Origin of the sequence: Streptomyces sp. NPDC004126 (assembly GCF_050275515.1) — a bacterium.
GTDB lineage: Bacteria > Actinomycetota > Actinomycetes > Streptomycetales > Streptomycetaceae > Streptomyces.
Genome location: NZ_JBNNPF010000001.1, coordinates 1 through 19391 on the forward strand (window position 1 = coordinate 1; position 19391 = coordinate 19391).

Genomic DNA, 19391 nt, shown 5'->3' on the forward strand with positions numbered 1-19391 from the left:
TCCGTGCGGTGAGTTCCTAGACAGCTCCCACCACACCGGAGGTCTTCGCCATGTTCAAGACCCGCCGACTGTCAACAACGCTCGTGATCAATACACCTAGGCCAGGAACGCGGCGACCGCGGCGGCGAAGGCCTCCGGGTCGTCGAGCCACGGGAAGTGGCCGGCGCCCGGCTGGACGGTGAGGGCCGCGTCCGGGAACAGGGCGGCGTACGCCGCCGTCGCGCGCGGCGGGGCCGCCACGTCGGCCTCCCCGGCCAGCACCAGCACGGGCGCGGCGAGCCCGGCGAGGGCCCCGCGGGTGGCGTCCGGGGCGAAGGCGCCCCCGGCCCCGTACGCGGCGGCGGCCTCCTGGTTCTTCTGCCCCGCCTCGGCGGCCCGGTGGGCGCGGGCGGCGTCGTCCCAGCGGCCGTACCAGAAGGGGGCGATGGCCTCGAAGGTGCCGGCCGCGGCCCGGCCCGCGACGAGTTCCTCCAGGGCCGCGTACGCCGGGGCGAACCAGGGCTCGGCGGCGCGCAGCCGGGCGGCCGCCAGCCGGTCCTCCCCGGAGACGGTGATCCCGACGGCGAAGACGCTGGGCGTGACGAGCAGCAGCCGGCCGACGCGTCCGGGGTGGCGGGCGGCGTACAGGGCGGCCAGGTTCGCCCCGGCGGAGTGCGCGAGCAGGTCGACGGTCTCCAGGCCGAGGTGCTCGCGCAGGGCCTCGACGTCGTCGACGAGCCGGTCGCAGCGGTAGGCGGCGGGGTCCTCGCAGGACGCCGAGCCGCCGGTGCCGCGCAGGTCGAGCCGGACCGTGCGGCGGCGCGGGAAGAGGCCATCGAGGCCGGCGAGGTAGGCGGAGTCCTGCATGGGGCCGCCGGGGAGGCAGATCAGCGGGGGCCCCTCGCCCCGGGCGTGGCAAGCGAGGCGGGTTCCGTCGTGGGCGGAGAAGGTGATCACCGTCGGGACCCTGTCAGCCGCGTCCCGGCAGGTCAAGCGGTATTCCCCGGTCGTCCGAGCGGGCCGGCCGGCGCCGGCGGACCGCCGGCAGGACGGTCCCGGCCGCCACGGCCGCCACGACGCCGCCCACCGTCAGCAGCCAGACCGGGACCCCGCCCGCCGTGAGGAGCTCGTCGTGGTAGACGGCCCGCCGGAAGGGGGTGTCCCGGGCAGTGGCGCGCAGTTCGAGGTCCCCGTCGATGCGGGACGGGTCCGGGAACCCCTGGTCGATGGCGGTCAGGAAGACCGGCTTGCCCCCCGTGAGCTCGCCGAGGGCGCCGTCCGGGGTGATCTTCCCGGCGAAGGTCACCTCGGGCGCCGCACCGCCGATCGCGGACGCGGGCTCCGTCCGGTGGTCGCCGAGGACGTACAGGCCGAGGGACTGCGGGGTCCGGGCCAGCCGGGACAGCCGCATCGGGTAGACGAAGCGGGCGCTGTCGAAGCGGATGCGCAGCGGGTCGAGTTCACCGCGCAGGCTCCGGTCCTGCTCCCGGGGGGCCAGGCGGACGGCGACGTACTCCCACTTCTGCTCCACGTACGGCTTCAGCTCGGGGGCGAGCCGGTCGGGCATCTTGAAGCCGTTGGCCTCCAGCCAGGTGCGCAGCGCCTCGGGGTCGGTGGCCGTCAGCCGGGCCACGTCGAAGTCGCCGAGCCGCTCGCGGCCGACCACGCCGACCGGTGCGCCCGCGCCGGGGGCGGCGCCGACCTCGCGGTCCCCCGACCCGGAGGAGAAGGGCCAGTCCCGGTCCCGCGGCCAGAAGTACGTACGGGTCTTGCGTTCGGGCCGGGTGAGTTCGGTCAGCTGGGGGAAGAGGGCGGGGTTGCCGAGTTCCACGGTGGCCCGGCCGGGGACCGGCATGATCCACGCGGCGCGGCGGGCGTCGCCGCCGACGGTGAAGCGCATGACGATCTCTTCGGACCGGCCGTCCCAGCGCACGACGGAGCTCTCCCGGTCGACCCCGATCCGGTAGGCCTCCTCGGGGATCATCGCCCCGCAGCCGCACGCGTACGCGGGGCTGATCAAGGACCCCAACTGGGTCGCGAGCAGGGCGAACAGCAAGGACAGGACTCTTCTCTTCATCCGCACGGGGTCTCAGACGTGGCCGGATCTCGACCGGTTCCCCCCGCGCTCCCATACTTGGGCCCCATGAGAGGGAAGGAACAGCCGCGCACCAGCCCGCTGGTGCCCGGGGCCGTGCTGGAGACCATCGCGCGGTACGACTGGGAGTCCGTCGTCTGCGGCTGCGGCCGCTCGGCCGGGCACCTGGAGGGCACCCTGTGGGACGCGGCCGAGGGGCACCCGGCGGCGTACCACGCGCTGGAGGGGCACGTCTTCGCCCGGTCGCGGCTGTGGCCCCCGGCCCCGGCGGCCTGCGCGGTGCTGATGGCGGTCTGGTCGGCCGGCCCGCCCCGGCTGGCGACCCGCGAGGCCCTGCTGTGGACGCTGCTGGCGCTGCTGAACTCGGAGGACGACGGGACCCCGTACGAGGCGGGGCTCTACGGCCAGTGCGCCGCCCACGTCCGGGCCGGCCTGCCGCTGCTGCGCGGCGGCCTCGCGGGCCGGCCCGGTTCGGTGTCGGCGGCCTACGCCGAGGGCATCGTGGACCTCATCGCGCTGTGCGCGTGAGGCCGCCCAGCAGGGCCGGGGTGACCTCCTCCAGGGAGGCGGCGAAGGTCCGGGCCGGCGAGGACGGCACGCCGAGCAGCGAGGGCACCACCAGGACCGGGCAGCCGGCGGCCTCGGCCGAGGCGGCGCCGTCCGGGGAGTCCTCCACCGCCACGCACTCCCCCGGCGCGAGTCCCAGGCGCTCCGCGGCCGCCCGGTAGGGGTCGGGGTGCGGCTTGGTCCGGTCGGTGTCGTCGGCGGACAGGGTGAAGGCGAAGGGGACCCCGGCCAGCGCGCCCGTCACGACCTGGTCGACGACCAGCCTGGGTGAGGCGCTGACCAGGGCGAAGGGCACGCCTTCGGCTTGCAGGGCGGCCAGCAGCCGGCGGGCGCCGGGGCGGACGGGGGCTCCGGCGGCGACCCGGCGGAAGAACCCCTCGGTGAGTTCGGCGGCCACGGCCCCGGCCGCCTCGGCGTCGGCTCCTGCGGCTCGTACGAGGTGCGCGGCGGTGTCCGCGACGGCGCGGCCGACGACCTCGGGGGCGTCCGCCGGTCCGAGCGCGTGGCCGAGCCGGGCGGCGGTCTCCTCGGTGGTCCGCCACCACAGCACCTCGGTGTCGACGAGGGTGCCGTCCATGTCGAAGAGGACGGCGGCCGGTGCCGCCCTCACGCGGTGCCCGCCTCGACGAGCACGGGCCGCTCGACCGGGCGTACGCGGGCCCGTGCGCCGGGCGCCAGCTCGGCGGCCTCCCGGGACGGCAGGTCGGCCTTGACCCGGGTGCCGTCGGCGAGGTCGAGGTGGAGGCGGGTGACGGCGCCGAAGAAGGAGGCGGACACCACGGTGGCACCGCCCTCGGGGTCGGCGGCCACGGTGAGGTTCTCGGGGCGGACCAGCACCCGCACCCCGGAGGTCCCCGCGGCGGGGGCGGGGCCGTCGACGGGCAGCCGGACGCCGGCGACCTCGACGTCACCGGAGCCGGTGAGCCGGCCGGGGATCCGGTTCATGGTGCCGACGAACTCGGCGACGAAGGGGGTCGCGGGCCGCTCGTACAGCTCGGCGGGGGCGGCGCACTGTTCCAGCTTCCCGGCGTTGAGCACGGCGACCCGGTCGGCCATGGACAGGGCCTCCTCCTGGTCGTGGGTGACGAACACGGTGGTGATGCCGAGGGACAGCTGGAGCCTGCGGATCTCCTCGCGCAGGCCGGCCCGTACCTTGGCGTCCAGCGCGGAGAGCGGTTCGTCGAGCAGCAGCACGCGGGGGCGCAGTGCCAGGGCGCGGGCGAGCGCGACGCGCTGCTGCTGGCCGCCGGACATCTGGTGCGGGTAGCGGTCGCCGTGCTCGGGGAGGCCGACGAGGTCGAGGAGTTCGGCGGCGCGTTCGCGGCGGCGGGCCGCGGGGACCTTCCGTACCCGCAGGCCGAAGGCGACGTTCTCGCGGGCGTTGAGGTTGGGGAAGAGGCTGTACGACTGGAAGACCATCCCGGCGTCGCGGCGGTTGGCCGGGACCCGGGTGATGTCCGCTCCGTCGACGAGGACTTCGCCGGAGTCGGGCTGTTCGAAGCCGGCGAGCACGCGCAGGGCGGTGGTCTTGCCGCAGCCCGAGGGGCCGAGCAGGGCGAGGAGTTCGCCGGGTTCGACGGTGAGGTCGAGGCCGTCGAGGGCGACGGTGGTGCCGAAGGCCCGGCGCAGTCCGCGGAATTCGACGCGGGCGCCCCCGCCGGCGGCGGTGTCGGCCGTCTTCCTGGGCGCGGGAAGGGTGGTGGACATGTGGGTCAGGGCTCCTTGCGGGAGGTGGCGGGGGCGGAGGCCGTCGTGGACGGGGTGGTACCGGCCCGCGAGAGGGCGAGCAGCAGCAGCCAGGTGATGAGGAGGCTGAGGATGGAGACGGCCACCGACATCCGGGCCTGGGCCCCGGAGATGGAGACGATCCACACCGCGAAGGGCCTGAAGCCGAGCAGCGAGGCGATGGTGAACTCGCCGAGGACCAGCGCCAGGGTGAGGAAGGCCGCGCCGGCGAGCGAGGCCCGCAGGTTGGGCAGCAGCACCCGCCAGACGACGTAGGGCCAGCTCGCGCCGCAGCTGCGGGCGGCCTCGACCAGGGTGGGGACGTCCACGGCGCGCAGGCCCGCGTCGAGGGAGCGGTGGACGAAGGGCAGGGCCAGCACGGTGTAGGCGAGGACCAGGACGACGGGGAACTTCTCGTTCTGGACGGCCAGGAAGGTCTGGTAGAGCGGGGTCCGCGACAGGTGTTCGGGGCCCCAGCGCAGCACGGTGGTGATGCCGGTGACCAGGGCGATGGGCGGCACCACCAGGGGCAGGGTGCACATCACCTCCACGACGGGCCGCAGCCTCGGCGAGCCGATGCGTACGGCGATCAGCGCGGGCACGGCGAGCAGCAGGCACAGGGCGATGGTCGCGGCGGCGAGGCCGAGGGAGAGCAGCAGGCTCTCGGTGAAGCCCTCGGCGCCGAGCAGCTCGGTGTACGCCTCGAAGGTGACGCCCTGGCCGGGGACGTGGACGGTGAAGACGAAGGAGGCGATGAGCGGGAGCAGGAAGTACGCGCCGGCGAGGGCGAGTACGGCTCCGCGCCAGACGCGCGGCCGGGGCCGCCGGCGGGCGTCCGCCCCCGGGGCCGCGTAGGTCTGCGGGGCGGTCTCGGTCATCGCAGCCATCGGGCGCTCCGTCGCTGGAGGGGCAGGTAGACCGCCATGACCAGGCCGGCGATCAGGATCATGTCGAGGCCGAGGGCGAGCGCCACGTTCTCCTGGCCGGTGAGCACGTTGCCGGAGAGGGCGTCGGCGATCTTCAGCGTCACCAGGGGCACGGAGCCGCCGACGAGGGCGGCCGCGGTGGCGTGGGCGGCGAAGGCGGTGCCGAAGAGCAGGACGAACCCGCCGAGCAGGGAGGGCGCGAGGACGGGCAGGCCGACGTGGCGCCAGAACTGCCAGGTGCTCGCCCCGTTGTTCCGGGCGGCCTCGCGCCACTGGGGGCGCAGTCCGTCCAGTGCGGGGACGGTCACGATCACCATCAGGGGGATGAGGAAGTACAGGTAGACCACGGTGAGGCCGGTGAAGGAGTACAGGTTCCAGCCGAGGCCGGTGAGGTCGGCGAGCTGGGTGACGACCCCGGAGATCCCGGCGGTGGCGATGAAGGCGAAGGCGAGCGGCACTCCGCCGAAGTTGGCGAGGACGCCGGAGGCGGTCAGTGCCGCGGAGCGCAGGGCGGTGGAGCGGGAGGTGGCCACCGCGTGCGCGACCAGGACGCCGAGGACCGCGCCGAGGAGGGCGGTGAGGGCGGAGAGCTGGACGCTGCCGGTGAGGGACCCGAGGTAGGGGCCCTGGAGGGAGCGTGCGAGGTGCTCGCCGGTGACCTGGGTGGCGCCGGTGGCCGGGTCGGTGCGGGTGACCGCGCCGAAGGCGATGGCGCCGAGGGGGATGCCGAAGCAGAGGCCGGTGAAGGCGAGGAGGGGGAGGGCGGCGAGCCAGGTGCGCGGGCCGCGCCGCCGGCGGCGGGGGGTGGTGCCGCCGGCGGTCCCCGTCGTGAGGGGGGTGGTGGGGGCGGACATCAGCTGAGGGCCTTGTCCCACTTCTCGGCGAGGGTGGCCTTGGCCTTGTCGAGCTCGGCGGAGGCCGGGAAGGAGGGGGTGCCCTGGACCTGCGGGAGCTTGGTCACGGCGTCCTTGTCGGCGGTGCCGTCCTGGGTCATGCCGGGGAGCAGGACCGGGCGGGCGTGGCCCTTCAGCCAGATGTTCTGGCCCTCGGCGCTGTACAGGAACTCCATCCACAGGCGGGCGGCCGCCGGGTGGGGGGCGTCCTTGTTGATCGCCTGCGAGTAGTACTGGGCGTAGACGCCGTCGGTGGGGACGACGGTCTTCCAGTCGACGCCCTTGCCCTTGAACTGCTCGGCGTAGCCGGCGTTGAGGTAGTCCCAGTCGATGGAGATGGGCGTCTCGCCCTTCTCGACGGTGGCGGGGGTGGACTCGACGGGGATGAAGTTCCCGCTCTTGCGGAGCTGTCCGAAGAAGTCGATGCCGGGCTGGATGTCGGCGAAGGAGCCCTTGTTGGCGAGGGCGGCCGCGTAGACGCCGCCGAAGGCGGAGCCGGACTTGGTGGGGTTGCCGTTGAGGGCGACCTTGCCCTTGTACTCGGGCTTGAGGAGGTCGGCGAAGGTCTGCGGGCAGTTGGTGATCTTCGCGGCGTCGCAGCCGATGGAGACGTAGCCGCCGTAGTCGTTGTACCAGCGGCCGTCGGCGTCCTTCTGGGAGGCGGGGATCTTGTCCCAGGCGGTGACCTTGTAGGGGGCGAAGAGGTTCTCGGCGGCTCCGCTGCGGGCGAAGGCGATGCCGAGGTCGAGGACGTCGGGGGCGCGGTCCTGGCCCTTGCGGGTCTTGACGGCGGCGATCTCGTCGGAGCTGGAGGCGTCCGGGTTCTCGCTGGAGATCTTGACCTTCGGGTACTTGGCCTGGAAGGCCTTGACCATCTCGCCGTAGTTGGCCCAGTCCGGGGGCAGGGCGATGACGTTGAGCTTGCCCTCCTTCTCGGCGGCGGCGACGAGGGCCTCCATGCCGCCGAGGTCGGCGACCGAGGCGGCGGTGGCCGGCTGGGCCTTGGCCTTGCCGTCGGCCGCGGTGCCCGCGGCGGGCTGGTCAGGAGCGGCGCCGCACGCGCTGAGCGTGGTGAGGATCGCGGCGCCGAGCAGAACGGCCGCACCGCGACGGGCGGAGGAACTGAACACGGTCTCTCCCGGAGACGAAGGGGGTTTCACTTGCCAGGCATCACTTGTCTGAACAAGTTGGCTCCAGTTCGCCCGGGCCGCCTGTACGGCCGGTGAACGGGGGCTGGACCGCGGAGCACGGCTCGACGAAGACCCGAGAATGGCCGGAAGAAGTCGTGACAGAACCTGTTGGGATGATCATGAGTCGATCAGGAGCACACGGCGATCAGGGGGCGAACGGCATGGGGACGGTCCGGTATCTGGAGATCGCGGAGGCCCTGCGGGCGGCGATCCTGTCCGGCGAGTACCCGGTGGGCGCCCGGCTGCCCTCGGAGAGCGACCTCGCGGCCCGCTGGTCGGCCTCGCGCGGCACGGTCCGCCAGGCCGTCGCGACCCTCGCCGCCGAGGGGCTGATCGGCTCCAGCCAGGGCGCCCGCAGGATCGTCCTGCGCCACGAGCGCCGGCACAGCTTCGGGGAGCTGAACAGCTTCGCGCAGTGGGCCGAGGGGGTCGGGCACGAGGCCCGCAGCCGGTTCCTGTCCCGGACCCGGCGGCCGGCGACGGCGGAGGAGGCGGAGCGGCTCGCCCTGGCACCGGGCACGGAGGTGCTGGCCGTACTGCGGCTGCGGCTGCTCGACGGGGAGCCCACGATGGTGGAGCGGACGGCGTACGCCGACTGGGTCGCGGCGGCCGTCGAGGCCCTTCCGGAGGACTGCCGCTCGGTGATGGACAGCCTGGCGGCGGACGCCGGGATCACCGCCCACTACGGCGAGCACCTCATCGACGCCCTCCCGGCCGGCAGCGAGGACGCCCGCCTGCTGGAGATCCGGCGCGGCAGCCCGCTGCTGCGCCAACGCCACGTCTCGGCCACCCGATCGGGGCGCCCGATCGAGTGGTCCGACGACCGCTACCGAGCGGGCAGCGTCACCTTCAGTGTGAGCAACTCGGCGGTAGCAACCCCCTTGGAGCGGCACCCGGGCACCGACCGCTGATCCGAACCTCTGACAGGACCCCGCCGCGCGTAGCAGGATGGCCCCGGGCCGGTGGCCACCGGGCAACGGCCCGGCGGCGGAGGGGAGTCGGCATGGCGGAGTACCTCGTCCGGGAGGGGCGCTGGGCGCTGTGGCTGGTCTGCGGCTGCTATCTGGTGGTGGTGTACATCACCAGCCGGGGTCTGATCGCCGCTCCCCGCTACCGCATGCTCCAGGCCCGCATCCACGACTGCCGCGCCCGGATCGCGGTGTGCGCGGCCGGGCCGGCGGGTGAGTCCGCCGCGCTCGGGGCGGTCGCCGAACGGCTGGACCGGCTCGAACGGAACGGGCAGGTCGCCTGGCGGCTGCTCCCCCGGCGCTGGGTGGTCGCCATCCCGCTCTCCAAACTCGCCTCCGCCTGGCGGGTGCTGCACGAGGCCGAGAGCCAGCTGCTGCGGCTGGAGGCGCCCGAGGAGATCGCCCTGCGCGTGCACGCCCTGCGGCTGCGGCTCGCCTCGGACCACGACCCGGCGCTCGGCCGGCTCGCGGCGGAGCTGACTCCGCGCCCCGGCGACCCCGCCGCCGAGCGGGCCCTGCTGATCGCCGTCACCGAGCAGCTGTCCCGGCAGGAGGACGAGGCCTTCGAGCGGGAGTACGAGCTCCAGCGGATCGCCCTGTGGCTGGCGCTCATCGGCCTCGGCGCGGTCCTGCTGATCGGCCTGGTGCTCGACCACCGCCTGTCGCTGCTCCTCGGCGGGCTGGGCGGGTTCCTGTCACCGCTGGTCGGCGTGATGCGGGCGCAGCGGCCCGCGTCCTGGGGCGTGCTCGTACTGGCGCCGGTCGGCGGTGCGCTGGCCGCGCCGGGCGGGCTGCTGCTGGTGCGGATGCTCGCCGACCCCGAGCTGAACCTGCTGGGCCAGGTGTTCCTGGACAACTCCTGGGGGGCGCCCGCCCGGCCGATCGCCCTGGCCATCGCCCTCCTCTTCGGCTTCTCGGGCACCCTGTTCTCCCGCCTCGCCCTCGCGGCGACCGGCCAGCTGATGCCGGTGGCCGGCCGCGCGGCCCCCCGCGCCGGCATCCCGGCCCAGCCACCGGCCCCGCCGGCGGGTCAGCGGATGCGGTAGCGCCGCCCGCCGGGAACCGCCCGCTCAGGGTCTTGGCATGATCGGCACATGATCAGTGAACCCCGCCCGTCCGGTGCGGCGAAGTACGTCCTGTTCGATGTCGACGGCACCTTGATCGACGCCCTGGACAACCAGCGCCTGGTCTGGCGGACGTGGGCGCGGCGCCACGGCCTGGACCCCGACGAGGTCCACCGGGTGGCGCTGCGCACCCGGCCGGTGGAGACCTTCGCGCAGGTGGCTCCGGACCGGGACCCTCAGGAGTGCCTCGCCGCACTGCACGCGCTGGAGGACGAGGACGTCCGCAGCGGCGTCTACGGGGCCTTCGACGGCGGCTCGGAACTGCTCGCGGCCCTGCGGCCCGGGAGCTGGGCGCTGGTGACGTCGAACTACGAGCACCGGGTGCGCGGCCGCTTCGCGCGGACGGGCCTGCCGGTACCGGAGGTCGTGGTGGACGCGGCCGCCGTCGAGGAGGGCAAGCCGTCGCCGGTGCCGTACCTGCTGGCGGCCGCGCGGCTCGGGGCCCGGCCCGAGGACTGCCTGGTCATCGAGGACGCCCCGTCCGGCGTGCAGGCCGGACTGCGGGCCGGGATGACGGTGTGGGGCGTCAACACGGCCGCGGCGGTGGACGGAGTGCACCGCCACTTCGCCACCTTGCGCGAAGCGGTCGGCGACATCCTCGCCTTCGCTTCGGACCCCCTCACCGACCGCCCGGCGTGACCTGACCCGTCCCGTGGGCGCCGTGCGGGACTTTCGCAACACCCCCTAGAGCCGGCGCAGGCGGCGCTGGGCGGCGGCCGCCGCGAGGCGGGCCGCGCGGGCCGCCCGGTCGGCCTCGCGGTGGCGGGCCTCCGCCTCGGAGACCGCCGCGTACGCCGTGTCCCGCGCGGCCCGTGCCCGTTCGGCCTCCCCCAGCAGGCGCTCCACGGCGGCGTCGGCGTCCGCCGCGCGGGCCACGGCGTGCTGCCGGGCCTCCTCCGCCAGGCGCAGCTCCTCCTCGCGGGCGGAGACGGCCCACGCCGCGTCCTCGGCGGCGGCCCGGGCAGTGGCGAGCCGGGCCGCGCGGGCGGGGTCGTCGGCGGGCCCGGGCGGGGCGGCGGGCTCCGGCGCGACGGGTTCCGGTTCCGATTCCGGTTCCGGGCCGGGGGGCGCGGGCGGCAGGGCCGCGTCCGGGTCGACCGCCGGGAACTCCGACACCGGCGCGGGGGCCCGTACCAGTCGGCCCGAGGCCCACTCCCCGGCCGCGTCCGGGTCGGCGAGGACCGCGTGCAGGATCTGCTCCAGCTCCCTCACCACCGGCTCGGAGACCGGGTTTCCCGCCTCCTCGGCCAGCCGCGCGGCCTCCCGCGCGAGGGCCCCGATCACCACGTGCTGCTGGTGCGAGAGGTCCCGCAGCCGTTCCCCGTCCAGGGAGCGGTGCGCCGCCCGCAGGGTCTGCCCGAGCTGGAGGAACTGCTCGGTCTCGTCGGGTTTGGCCCGCACCAGCGTGTTGGACGCCCAGGCCGCGAGCGTCGGCCGCCGCAGGGCTGCGATCCGCTTGGCCGCCGCCGGGTCCCCGGCCTCCTTCACCCGGGCCGCGGCCTCGTCCCGCGCCGCCGTGAACCCGGCCGGGTGGGGCAGGTACAGCGCGTCCACGATCTCGTCCAGATCCAGTTCCGCATCGGCATCCACGCGCCCCACTGTCCGCCATGGCCGGCCGCCCGGGGCACCCGCGCCCCGCGGCCACGCGGGTGAATGGCGCCGGGCCGCCGGTTCCCGTCCCGGGCGCGGCCCGTTGGAGGGGCGTGAACGGCCCGCCGCTCCCCCGCATCCGCTCCACGGTCCGCGACGGGGTCCTCTCCGTCAGCCTGGCCGGGGAGTTCGACCACTACAGCTGCGCCCCGCTGCACGTCCTCCTCGACGGGGCCGCCGCCCTCGGCGCCCGGCTCCTCGTCCTCGACGCGGCGGAGGTCGAGTTCTGCGACTCGGCCCTGCTGGACGTCCTGGAGCGGTGGTCCCGCGGCGGCCGCCGCTGGGAGCTGGCCGCCGCCTCGCGGTCGGTGCGCCTGCTGCTGGAGATCTGGGACCGGGTGCGGGCCCCGCTGCCGCCGGTCAGCGGTCCGCCCCGGCCGGCTCGACGATCCGGCCGTCGCGCAACTCGACCACCCGGTCGGCGAGTTCCATCAGCTGCGGATCGTGGGTGGCGACCAGGGCCGTGACGCCCTCGCTGCGGACGACCGCCCGCAGCAGCCGCATGACGGAGCGGCCCGTCTCCGAGTCCAGCTGGCCGGTGGGCTCGTCGGCGATGATCAGGGCGGGTTCGTTGGCGAGCGCCCGGGCCAGGGCGACGCGCTGCTGCTGACCGCCGGAGAGCTCCCCGGGGCGCTGTTCGGCGTGTTCGGCGAGGCCGACCAGGGCCAGCAGGGTGCGGACGCGTTCCTCGCGCTGCTGTGCCGGGACCTTGCGCATGCGCAGGGGGACGCCGACGTTCTCGGCGGCGGTGAGGACCGGGATCAGTCCGAACGACTGGAACACGAAGCCGATCCGGTCGCGGCGCAGTGCGAGCAGGCCGTTCTCGTCGAGGGTGGAGAGGTCGGTGCCGTCGAGTTCGACGGTGCCGCCGCTGGGGGTGTCGAGGCCGCCGACCAGGTTGAGCAGGGTGGTCTTGCCGGAGCCCGACCGGCCCTTGAGCGCGGTGAGTTCGCCGCGCCGCGCCTCGAACGAGACCCCGCGCAGGGCGTGTACGGCGTTCGCGCCGCTGCCGAAGCTCCGGCGCAGGTCGCGCACGGCCATCATGGGCGGTGCGGCGTCCCCGGGGCCGGCCCCCTCGGCCGCGGGCTGTCGGTCCGGTTGCTGCGTCATGGTGGGATCCCCCTCGGCCGGCGCGCTGTTCGCTACCTTCGCGACCGAATTTGCTCATCTGTCACATCAATCACGCAAGTACCTTCCTCTCTCGGACCGAATCTGACAGCATCGTCCGCTATCCGGTGCCTTGGGTCCGGTTCGGGGGAAGGAACAGGCACATGATCGGCTTCGTCGTGCGCCGGCTGCGCGGGCGACTGCCGCTCGCCGCCGCCGTGTTGCTCACCGCGCTCATCACCACGACCACGCTGACCGCGCTGCTGGCGTTCACCCGGGGCGTCGGGGACGCCGGCCTGCGACAGGCGCTGACCGGACCCGCCGGACGGTCCAGCACCGCCGTGGTCCTCACCGGCGAGCACGCGCTGACCGCCCGGGCCGGCGACGACGCGGCCGTACGGGGCTTCGCCGAGGGCCTGTTCGGGACCGTGCCCGTCGGCGTCGAGAACGTGGCCCGCAGCCGCTCGTACGGGCTGCCGGGCCCCCGCACCCCCGGCCGGGAGCCGGACCTCACCCTGCTCGCCGCCCTCGACCCCGGCCGCGCACGGCTCCTCGCGGGCCGCTGGCCCGAGGCCGTCGGGGACCGCCCCGGGCGCATACCGGTGGCCGCGCCCGAGGCCGCGCTGAACCGGCTCGGCCTGAACCCGCAGGCCCTGCCCGCCGAGGTACGGCTGGAGGACCGCTACGGCGGGGCGCCGCTGGACGTGCTCGTCACCGGCGTCTACCGGGCGGCCGAACCGGACTCGCCGTACTGGCGGCTCGATCCGCTCGGCGGCCGCGAGGTACAGGTCGGCTCCTTCACCAGCTACGGGCCGCTGCTCGTGCACGACGCCGCCTTCACCGGCGGCGCCCTGGTCCAGAACAGCCGCGCCACGCTGCTGAGCCCCGACTTCCGCGCCGCCCGCGCCGCCGACCTCCGCCGGCTGCGCCCCCTGGCACCGGAGACCGACACCAAGGGCCCCGCCGGCCTCACGGTCACCACCGGACTCAGGGACTACACCGCCGCGCTGGAGACGGGACAGCGGGTGGCCCGCTCCACCCTGCTGGTCGGCGCGCTCCAGCTGGCCGTCCTCGCCGGGGCCGCCCTGCTGCTGGTCGCCCACCTGCTGACGGAACTCCAGGAGCCCGAGCGGGTCCTGCTCACCTCGCGCGGCGCCTCCCGCCGCCGGCTCGGGATGCTGTCGGCGGCCGAGGCGCTGCTGCTCGCCCTGCCCTCGGCGGTCCTGGCCCCGCTGCTCACCCCGCCGCTGCTGCGCCTCGCCGGCCACTACGGGCCGCTGTCCAAAGCCCCCGTCGAGACCGGCGGGGCGTGGCTGCTGTGGCCGGCCGCGGCGGCCTGCGCGCTCGCGTGCGTCCTGCTGACCTCCCTGCCCGCCGTGCTCCGCGGGGCCGCGGCGTCCGTGCTGCGGCGGGCCGGGCGCCGCGCGGCCGTGGTCTCGGGGGCGGCCCGCTCCGGACTGGACCTCGCGGTGGTGGCGCTGGCGGTCCTGGCCTACCGCCAGCTCGACCGCTACAGCGGCGCCCCGGCCGGCCCGGGCGACGGACTCGGCGTGGACCCGGTGCTGGTGGCCGCCCCCACCCTGGCGCTGTGCGCGGGCACCCTCCTCGTGCTGCGGCTGCTGCCGTTCGCGGCGCGGCTCGGCGGCCGGATCGCCGCCCGGGGCCGCGGGCTCGGCCCGGCGCTCGTGGGCTGGCAGCTCGCCCGGCGCCCGGGGCGGGCCACCGGGCCGGTCCTGCTGCTGGTGCTGTCGGTGGCCAGCGGAGTCCTCGCCCTCGGCCACCACACCGCCTGGTCCGCCTCGCAGCGCGACCAGGCGGAGTTCGCCACCGCCGGGGGCCTGCGGGTCACCGGCAGCGAGGTCGCCGCCGCCGGCCGGGCCGGACGGTACGCGTCCCTGCCGGGCGGCGACCGGGTGATCCCGGTGGTGCGCTCGGCCCACGGGCTGCCGGGCGGGGCGGACGGGGAACTGCTCGCGCTGGACGCCGCCGCCGTCGCCCGGCGGGTGCCGCTCCGTTCCGACCTGCGGGACGGGCGGCCCATGGACGGGCTGTTCGCCCCGCTCGCCGTCGACGCCCCCGGCAGCGCCGGCATCGTCCTGCCGGGCCGGCCCCAGCGGATCGACGTCGACGTGTCGGTACGGGCCGTCGGCGCGAGCGGCTCCCCCCGGCTGGGCCTCCTGCTGCGCGACAGGTTCGGGCTGACCTACCGGGCGCCGGGCGAGGCGCTGCCGGAGAACGGCGAGCACACCTTCTCCGTGGACGTGGCCAAGCTCGCCGGGGCACCGCTCGGAACCGCCGCCGAACCCCTGTCCGTCGCGGGGCTCGCCCTGTCGTACGGGTCCGACAGGGCCTGGTACCAGCCCGACGCGCAGGCCCCGGTCGAGGCGGAGGTGGCACTGCGCCGGGTCTCGGTCGCGCAGACCCCGGACGGGCCGGCCGTCCCCGTCCAGACTCCCGCGCCCGCCTGGAACCTGGTGTCCCCGGTGCCGAACGGGAACGCCCCCGCCGCCCGGCTGCTGCCGGCCGACGGGGCGCTGCTGCGGCTGCGGTACGCGGGCGCCCCCGTGGGGAGCTACGACCTCAGCCTCACCACCGGCCCGGCCCCCGCCGAGCTGCCGGGCGTCGCCACCCGCGCCTACCTGGCCGCCGTCGGCGCCCGGGTCGGCGACCGGATCCCGGTGCAGCTCGGCTCGGCCACCGTCCCGGTGCGGGTCACCGCCGCCGTCGCGGCGCTGCCCGCCGCCGGCGAACGCGCGGTGGCCGTCGACCTCGCCACCGCCGGACGGCTCCTCGCGGCCACGGACGGGCGGGCCCTGCCGGCCGCCGACGAGTGGTGGCTGCCCGCATCCTCCGCCGCCGACCCCGTGCCCGCGCGGGCCGCCGCCGAACTGCGCGCCGGCGCCGGCTCCCACCGGCTGCTGCTGCGCGAGGAGGTGGCCGCCGGGCTGCTGGACGACCCGCTGAGCGCCGGCCCCCGCATCGCGCTGGCCGCCCTCGCCCTGTCCTGCGCCGTGCTGGCCGCCATCGGCTTCGCCGCCTCCTCGGCGGCGGCCGCGCGCGGGCGGGCCCGGGAGTCCGCGATCCTGCTGGCCCTCGGAGCGCCCCGGCGGGGCCTGGCCCGGGCCGCCGCCGCCGAGGGCCTGGTCCTCGTCCTGCTCGGGACCGCGGTCGGCCTGGCGGTGGGCGCGGCCATCGTGCACCTGACGGTGCCTCTGACGGTGCTCACCCCGGCCGCGCGGCGCCCGGTCCCGGAGGTCCTCGTGGACCTGCCGGGCCTGCGGACCCTGCTCCTGGCCGCCGCCATCGCCGCCGTCCCGCTGCTGTCCGCGGTGGTGGGCGGGCGCGGCGACCGCACGTCCCGGGGCGCCGCCGCCCGCCTGCGCCACGTGGAGGAGATATGACCGGCCCGACCACCGACCCCCGTACCACCGCGCCCAGGGGCCGCGGCGGGGCCGGCTGGGTGCGGACGCGGCTGCGCGCCGCTCCCCTGGCCACGCTCCTGTCGGCCGTACTGGTCTTCGTCTCCGTCCTGCTGGCCACCGCGCTGCCGCGCGCCCTCGACCGGGGCGCCGACCGGGCCCTGCGCGCCTACCTGGTCGAGCAGGGCCCGGCCGCGACCAGCCTCGTCGCCACCGCCCAGACCTCGCGGCGCGAGGACCCCGCGGGTGACCTGGAACACACGCTGGACGCCCTGCGCGCCGCCATCGGGCCGGGATACGGGCTGGCCGACTCCGGCCCCGTGTACGGGGTGCGCGCGAAGGACTCGCGCTCCCTGACGGGCCCCGGGCTCGTCCGCCCTTCGGACATCGCGCCCAACCTGGACCTGCTGCACCTGCCCCAGCTCGCCGCCCACAGCCGGCTGGTCGAGGGGCGCTGGCCGTCCGGCGGCGGCGAGGGGACCGTCCCGGTCGTCCTGTCCAAGCGCGCCGCCGACACGATCGGTGCCAAGGTCGGCTCGGTCCTGGAGGGCTCCTCGGGCATCGCCCTGCCGATGGGCATCGAGGTCGTCGGCCTGTTCACCCCGGCCGACCCCGCCGACGTCTACTGGACCGACACCGGCGACACCTGCCTCCTGCAAGCCTGTCTCAGGTGGGACGAGATGGAGGAGAAGTCCTGGTGGGACACGTCCGCCCTGGTCGGCCCCGAGGGGATCGGCCGGCTGGCGGGCTGGGGCACCCGCTCCACGGACTTCTGGCGGCTGCCGGTGGACACCGGCGCCCTGCGCACCGACCGGCTGTCCGAGGTCGCCGAGCAGATCGCCTCGTACGTGTCCGGCCCCACCGCCAACCGGCTGCTCACCGACACCGGCCGCGGCGACATCCGGATCACCTCCGAGCTGCCGAAGCTGTTCGCGGCCGCCGAGGCCCGTCGGCAGGCCGCCGCGCCACTGGCCGCGATCGGACCGGCCGGTGTGGCGGGTGTCGCCCTGGTGGTGTTCTGCCTGGCCGCCGGGCTGACCGGGGACCGGCGGGCGACCGAACTGGCCCTGCTGCTCGCCCGGGGCGGCTCCCGCGCGGGCGTCCTGCGCCGGCTGCTGGGCGAGAGTGCCGTCACCGTGCTGCCCGCCGCCGCGCTCGCCGCGGCGCTCGGGGTACTGCTGCTGCCGGCCCCCCGGTCGGCGCCCTCCCTGATCGCGGCCGGGGCCGTCACGCTCGCGGCCCTGCTGGCCTTCCCGGTACGGGCCTTCGTGCTGCTGTCGGCCCGGCGCGCGGCCGCGCCCCGGCGCAGGCTGGTGGCGGAGCTGCTGGTCCTCGCCGCCACCGCGGCCGCCGTCGCCGAGGTCCGCCGGCGCGGGGTCGCCCCGGCGGGGGCCGGGCTGGACCCGCTGCTCGTCGCCGCCCCGCTGCTGATCGCACTGTCCGGGGGGCTGCTGCTGGCCCGGCTGCTGCCCCCGCTGGCGCGGCTGGCGGCCCGGGCCGCGGGGCGCGGGCGCGGGCTGACCGGCTTCCTCGGGCTCGCGCGCGCCGCGCGGGGCAGCGCGGGGGGCGCGCGGCCGTCCGTACTGCCGCTGGTCGCGCTGCTGCTGGCGGTGACCACGGGCGGGTTCGGGTCGGCCGTACTGGCCGCGGTGGACGGGTCCCGCCTGCAGGCGGCGCGCGGCGACGTGGGGGGCGACGCCCACGTGTCGGCCCCGCCCAGGGAGGTCCTGACGCCGGAGTTCCTGCGGGCGGCGGGCGCACTGCCCGGGGTGCGGAGCTCCCTGGGGGTGTGGACCGACCGGGACGCCTTCCTGATGTCGGACGACCTGGTCGGCACCCGGGTCAGGGCCGTGGTCGCCGATCCGGCGGCCTACGCGGCGCTGTCCGACGCCGCCGGCCGGGGCCGGTTCGACCCCTCCCGGCTGGCCGCGGGCGGCGGTGCGGACGCTCCCGTCCCGGTCCTGATCAGCAAGAACCTCGTCGGGAAGGGCTCCGGGGGCGAGCTCCGGATCCGTGTCGCGGGCGGTGTGGAGCTGCGGACCCGGCCCGTCGGCCTGGTCGAGGGGACCCCGGCGGAGCCGTCCGCGGAGGCGGCGGTCGTCGTGATCCCGGCCCAGCCGGTCACCGCGCGGGTGCCCGAGGCCACGCGGCCGAACCACTGGTTCGCCCTGGGCCCGGTCGACGAGGAGCGGCTGCGCACACTCGTCCGCGCCCACGCACCGGCCCCCGTCGCCGAGCGGACCTTCGTGCACACCAGCGCCGCGGTCGCCGCGAAGCTGGCCGGCGACCCCCTCCAGCACGCGGCCGCGCAGCTGTTCTGGGGCTCCCTGGCCGCAGCGGCCGGCTTCGCGCTGCTGGCCGTTCTGCTGACCCTAGTACGGGCCGCCCCGGAGCGGGGCGCGCTGCTGGCCAGGCTGCGGACCATGGGCCTGCGGCCCCGGCAGGGGGTGGTGCTCGTACTGACTGAGTCGCTGCCGCAGGTGCTGGCGGCTCCGCTGGGCGGCGCCCTGACGGCGGTCGCCGCGATCGCCCTGCTGGGCCCGTCGGTCGACCTGTCGACGCTGGTCGGCGCCACGGTGCCGGCCGGGCTGGGGCCGGGTCTGCGGCCGGTGCTCGTACAGGCGCTGGGCCTGGCGGGGCTGGTGGCCGCGGCCGTGCTCGCGGAGGCGGCGGTGAACGGCCGGCGTCAGATCACCACCGAGTTGAGAGCGGGAGACCGACGTTGAACACCGAAGCGCCCACGTACGAGGAACTCCGGCGCCAGGCCCTGGCGGCCGCCGCACCGCGCCGGCACGCCGCCGGCACGGCCATCGCCTGCGACCGCCTGGTACGCATCTTCACCAGCGACGGCGTCGAGGTGCAGGCGCTGCAGGGGCTGGAGCTGACGGTGGCCCAGGGGGACCTGGTGGCGCTGGTCGGGGCCTCCGGCAGCGGCAAGTCCACCCTGCTGAACATCCTCGCGGGGCTGGACGTGCCCACGGCCGGCACCGCGACCGTCGGCGGCTACGACCTGCTGGAGATGTCCGCGCGGGACCGGCTGCGCTACCGGCGCGAGACGGTGGGGTTCGTCTGGCAGCAGACCGCGCGCAACCTGCTGCCGTTCCTGACGGCAGCTCAGAACATCGCCCTGCCCATGCAGTTGAAGGGCGGCGGGCGCGGCGCCCGGGCCCGGCAGTCGGCGCGGGCCGCGGAACTGCTGGAGGCACTGGAGATCGGCGACCTCGGCGGCCGCCGCCCCGCCGAGCTGTCCGGCGGGCAGCAGCAGCGGGTGGCCATCGCCGTGGCCATGGCCAACGACCCGGCGGTGCTGCTGGCCGACGAGCCGACCGGCGAGCTGGACTCCGAGACCGGTGCGGCCGTCTTCGAGGCCTTCCGCACCGTGAACCGGGAGCTGGGCGCCACCGTCGTCATCGTGACCCACGACCCGATGGTGGCGGGCGAGGTGCGCCGTACGGTGGCCATCCGCGACGGCCGCACCAGCAGCGAGGTGCTGCGCCGCACGGTGACCGACGAGCACGGCACGGAGTCGGTCAGCGAGCGGGAGTACGTGATGCTGGACCGCACCGGCCGGGTGCAGCTGCCGCACAAGTTCCTGGAGGCGCTGGGCATGGAGCACCGCGTCGCCGTCGACCTGGCCGCCGACCGCATCGAGGTCCGGCGCGACGACGCCGACGGGCCGGCCGGCGAGGGGCCGGACGACGCCTCCTAGGAGCCGCCGCGTTCACCGTGGCGACCGGCGCCGGGGGTT

General features: G+C 76.2%; 17 protein-coding genes. 8 read left to right on the forward strand and 9 right to left on the reverse strand.

What is annotated here, in order from left to right; all coding sequences use genetic code 11:
* Window positions 1-96: 96 nt before the first annotated feature.
* Window positions 97-936, reverse strand: a complete 840-nt coding sequence (locus ACQKM2_RS00005; protein WP_427704542.1) for an alpha/beta fold hydrolase — start codon at window positions 934-936, stop codon at window positions 97-99.
* Between the two features lie 13 nt (window positions 937-949).
* Window positions 950-2056: a DUF2330 domain-containing protein gene (locus ACQKM2_RS00010; protein WP_427704544.1), complete on the reverse strand. Its 1107-nt coding sequence runs from the start codon at window positions 2054-2056 to the stop codon at window positions 950-952.
* Between the two features lie 66 nt (window positions 2057-2122).
* On the opposite strand from ACQKM2_RS00010, the gene ACQKM2_RS00015 reads away from it, so the two are divergent.
* Window positions 2123-2602, forward strand: a complete 480-nt coding sequence (locus tag ACQKM2_RS00015) for a hypothetical protein (protein WP_427704547.1) — start codon at window positions 2123-2125, stop codon at window positions 2600-2602.
* On the opposite strand, the gene ACQKM2_RS00020 is transcribed toward ACQKM2_RS00015, so the two are convergent.
* Genes ACQKM2_RS00020 through ACQKM2_RS00040 form a run of 5 tightly spaced genes read right to left on the reverse strand, consistent with a single transcriptional unit; the run spans window position 2583 to window position 7315 of the window.
* Window positions 2583-3251, reverse strand: coding sequence for an HAD family hydrolase (locus ACQKM2_RS00020; RefSeq protein ID WP_427704550.1), 669 nt, complete (start codon window positions 3249-3251; stop codon window positions 2583-2585). The genes ACQKM2_RS00015 and ACQKM2_RS00020 overlap by 20 nt on opposite strands.
* Window positions 3248-4348, reverse strand: coding sequence for an ABC transporter ATP-binding protein (locus ACQKM2_RS00025; protein WP_427704553.1), 1101 nt, complete (start codon window positions 4346-4348; stop codon window positions 3248-3250). The genes ACQKM2_RS00020 and ACQKM2_RS00025 overlap by 4 nt, the downstream gene beginning before the upstream one ends.
* Before the next feature lie 5 nt (window positions 4349-4353).
* A complete protein-coding gene (locus ACQKM2_RS00030) occupies window positions 4354-5253 on the reverse strand; it encodes an ABC transporter permease (protein ID WP_427704556.1) in 900 nt (299 codons plus the stop codon).
* Complete coding sequence (locus ACQKM2_RS00035; RefSeq protein WP_427704559.1) at window positions 5241-6146, reverse strand: ABC transporter permease; 906 nt, start codon at window positions 6144-6146, stop codon at window positions 5241-5243. Before ACQKM2_RS00035 ends, ACQKM2_RS00030 begins: the two co-directional genes overlap by 13 nt.
* Window positions 6146-7315 (reverse strand): ABC transporter substrate-binding protein, encoded by a 1170-nt coding sequence (locus ACQKM2_RS00040; RefSeq protein ID WP_427704562.1) that lies wholly within the window; start codon window positions 7313-7315, stop codon window positions 6146-6148. The genes ACQKM2_RS00035 and ACQKM2_RS00040 overlap by 1 nt, the downstream gene beginning before the upstream one ends.
* A 221-nt stretch (window positions 7316-7536) precedes the next feature.
* Between ACQKM2_RS00040 and ACQKM2_RS00045 the strand changes: the two genes are divergently transcribed.
* The 3 genes from ACQKM2_RS00045 to ACQKM2_RS00055 all read left to right on the forward strand — a co-directional run bounded on the left by ACQKM2_RS00045 (window position 7537) and on the right by ACQKM2_RS00055 (window position 10106).
* The gene (locus tag ACQKM2_RS00045) at window positions 7537-8286 is read left to right on the forward strand and encodes a GntR family transcriptional regulator (RefSeq protein WP_427704564.1); all 750 of its coding nucleotides are present in this window, start codon (window positions 7537-7539) and stop codon (window positions 8284-8286) included.
* Window positions 8287-8378: 92 nt separating this feature from the next.
* The gene (locus ACQKM2_RS00050; protein ID WP_427704566.1) at window positions 8379-9389 is read left to right on the forward strand and encodes a hypothetical protein; all 1011 of its coding nucleotides are present in this window, start codon (window positions 8379-8381) and stop codon (window positions 9387-9389) included.
* A 48-nt stretch (window positions 9390-9437) separates the two neighbouring features.
* Window positions 9438-10106, forward strand: coding sequence for an HAD-IA family hydrolase (locus tag ACQKM2_RS00055; protein WP_427704568.1), 669 nt, complete (start codon window positions 9438-9440; stop codon window positions 10104-10106).
* 45 nt (window positions 10107-10151) lie between these two features.
* Here the strand turns inward: ACQKM2_RS00055 and ACQKM2_RS00060 are convergent, their stop codons facing one another.
* Entirely contained in the window at window positions 10152-11057 is a 906-nt protein-coding gene (locus ACQKM2_RS00060; protein ID WP_427704571.1) for a hypothetical protein, read from the reverse strand.
* 113 nt (window positions 11058-11170) lie between these two features.
* On the opposite strand from ACQKM2_RS00060, the gene ACQKM2_RS00065 reads away from it, so the two are divergent.
* Window positions 11171-11584, forward strand: a complete 414-nt coding sequence (locus tag ACQKM2_RS00065; RefSeq protein ID WP_427704573.1) for an STAS domain-containing protein — start codon at window positions 11171-11173, stop codon at window positions 11582-11584.
* On the opposite strand, the gene ACQKM2_RS00070 is transcribed toward ACQKM2_RS00065, so the two are convergent.
* Window positions 11478-12161 carry an ABC transporter ATP-binding protein gene (locus tag ACQKM2_RS00070; RefSeq protein WP_427705684.1) on the reverse strand — a complete coding sequence of 228 codons (684 nt, stop codon included), beginning with the start codon at window positions 12159-12161 and terminating at the stop codon, window positions 11478-11480. The genes ACQKM2_RS00065 and ACQKM2_RS00070 overlap by 107 nt on opposite strands.
* 227 nt (window positions 12162-12388) lie before the next feature.
* On the opposite strand from ACQKM2_RS00070, the gene ACQKM2_RS00075 reads away from it, so the two are divergent.
* Genes ACQKM2_RS00075 through ACQKM2_RS00085 form a run of 3 tightly spaced genes read left to right on the forward strand, consistent with a single transcriptional unit; the run spans window position 12389 to window position 19352 of the window.
* Window positions 12389-15625, forward strand: a complete 3237-nt coding sequence (locus ACQKM2_RS00075) for an FtsX-like permease family protein (RefSeq protein WP_427704575.1) — start codon at window positions 12389-12391, stop codon at window positions 15623-15625.
* Window positions 15622-18369 carry a hypothetical protein gene (locus tag ACQKM2_RS00080; RefSeq protein ID WP_427704577.1) on the forward strand — a complete coding sequence of 916 codons (2748 nt, stop codon included), beginning with the start codon at window positions 15622-15624 and terminating at the stop codon, window positions 18367-18369. The genes ACQKM2_RS00075 and ACQKM2_RS00080 overlap by 4 nt, the downstream gene beginning before the upstream one ends.
* The gene (locus ACQKM2_RS00085) at window positions 18366-19352 is read left to right on the forward strand and encodes an ABC transporter ATP-binding protein (RefSeq protein WP_427704579.1); all 987 of its coding nucleotides are present in this window, start codon (window positions 18366-18368) and stop codon (window positions 19350-19352) included. Before ACQKM2_RS00080 ends, ACQKM2_RS00085 begins: the two co-directional genes overlap by 4 nt.
* Window positions 19353-19391: the final 39 nt, after the last annotated feature.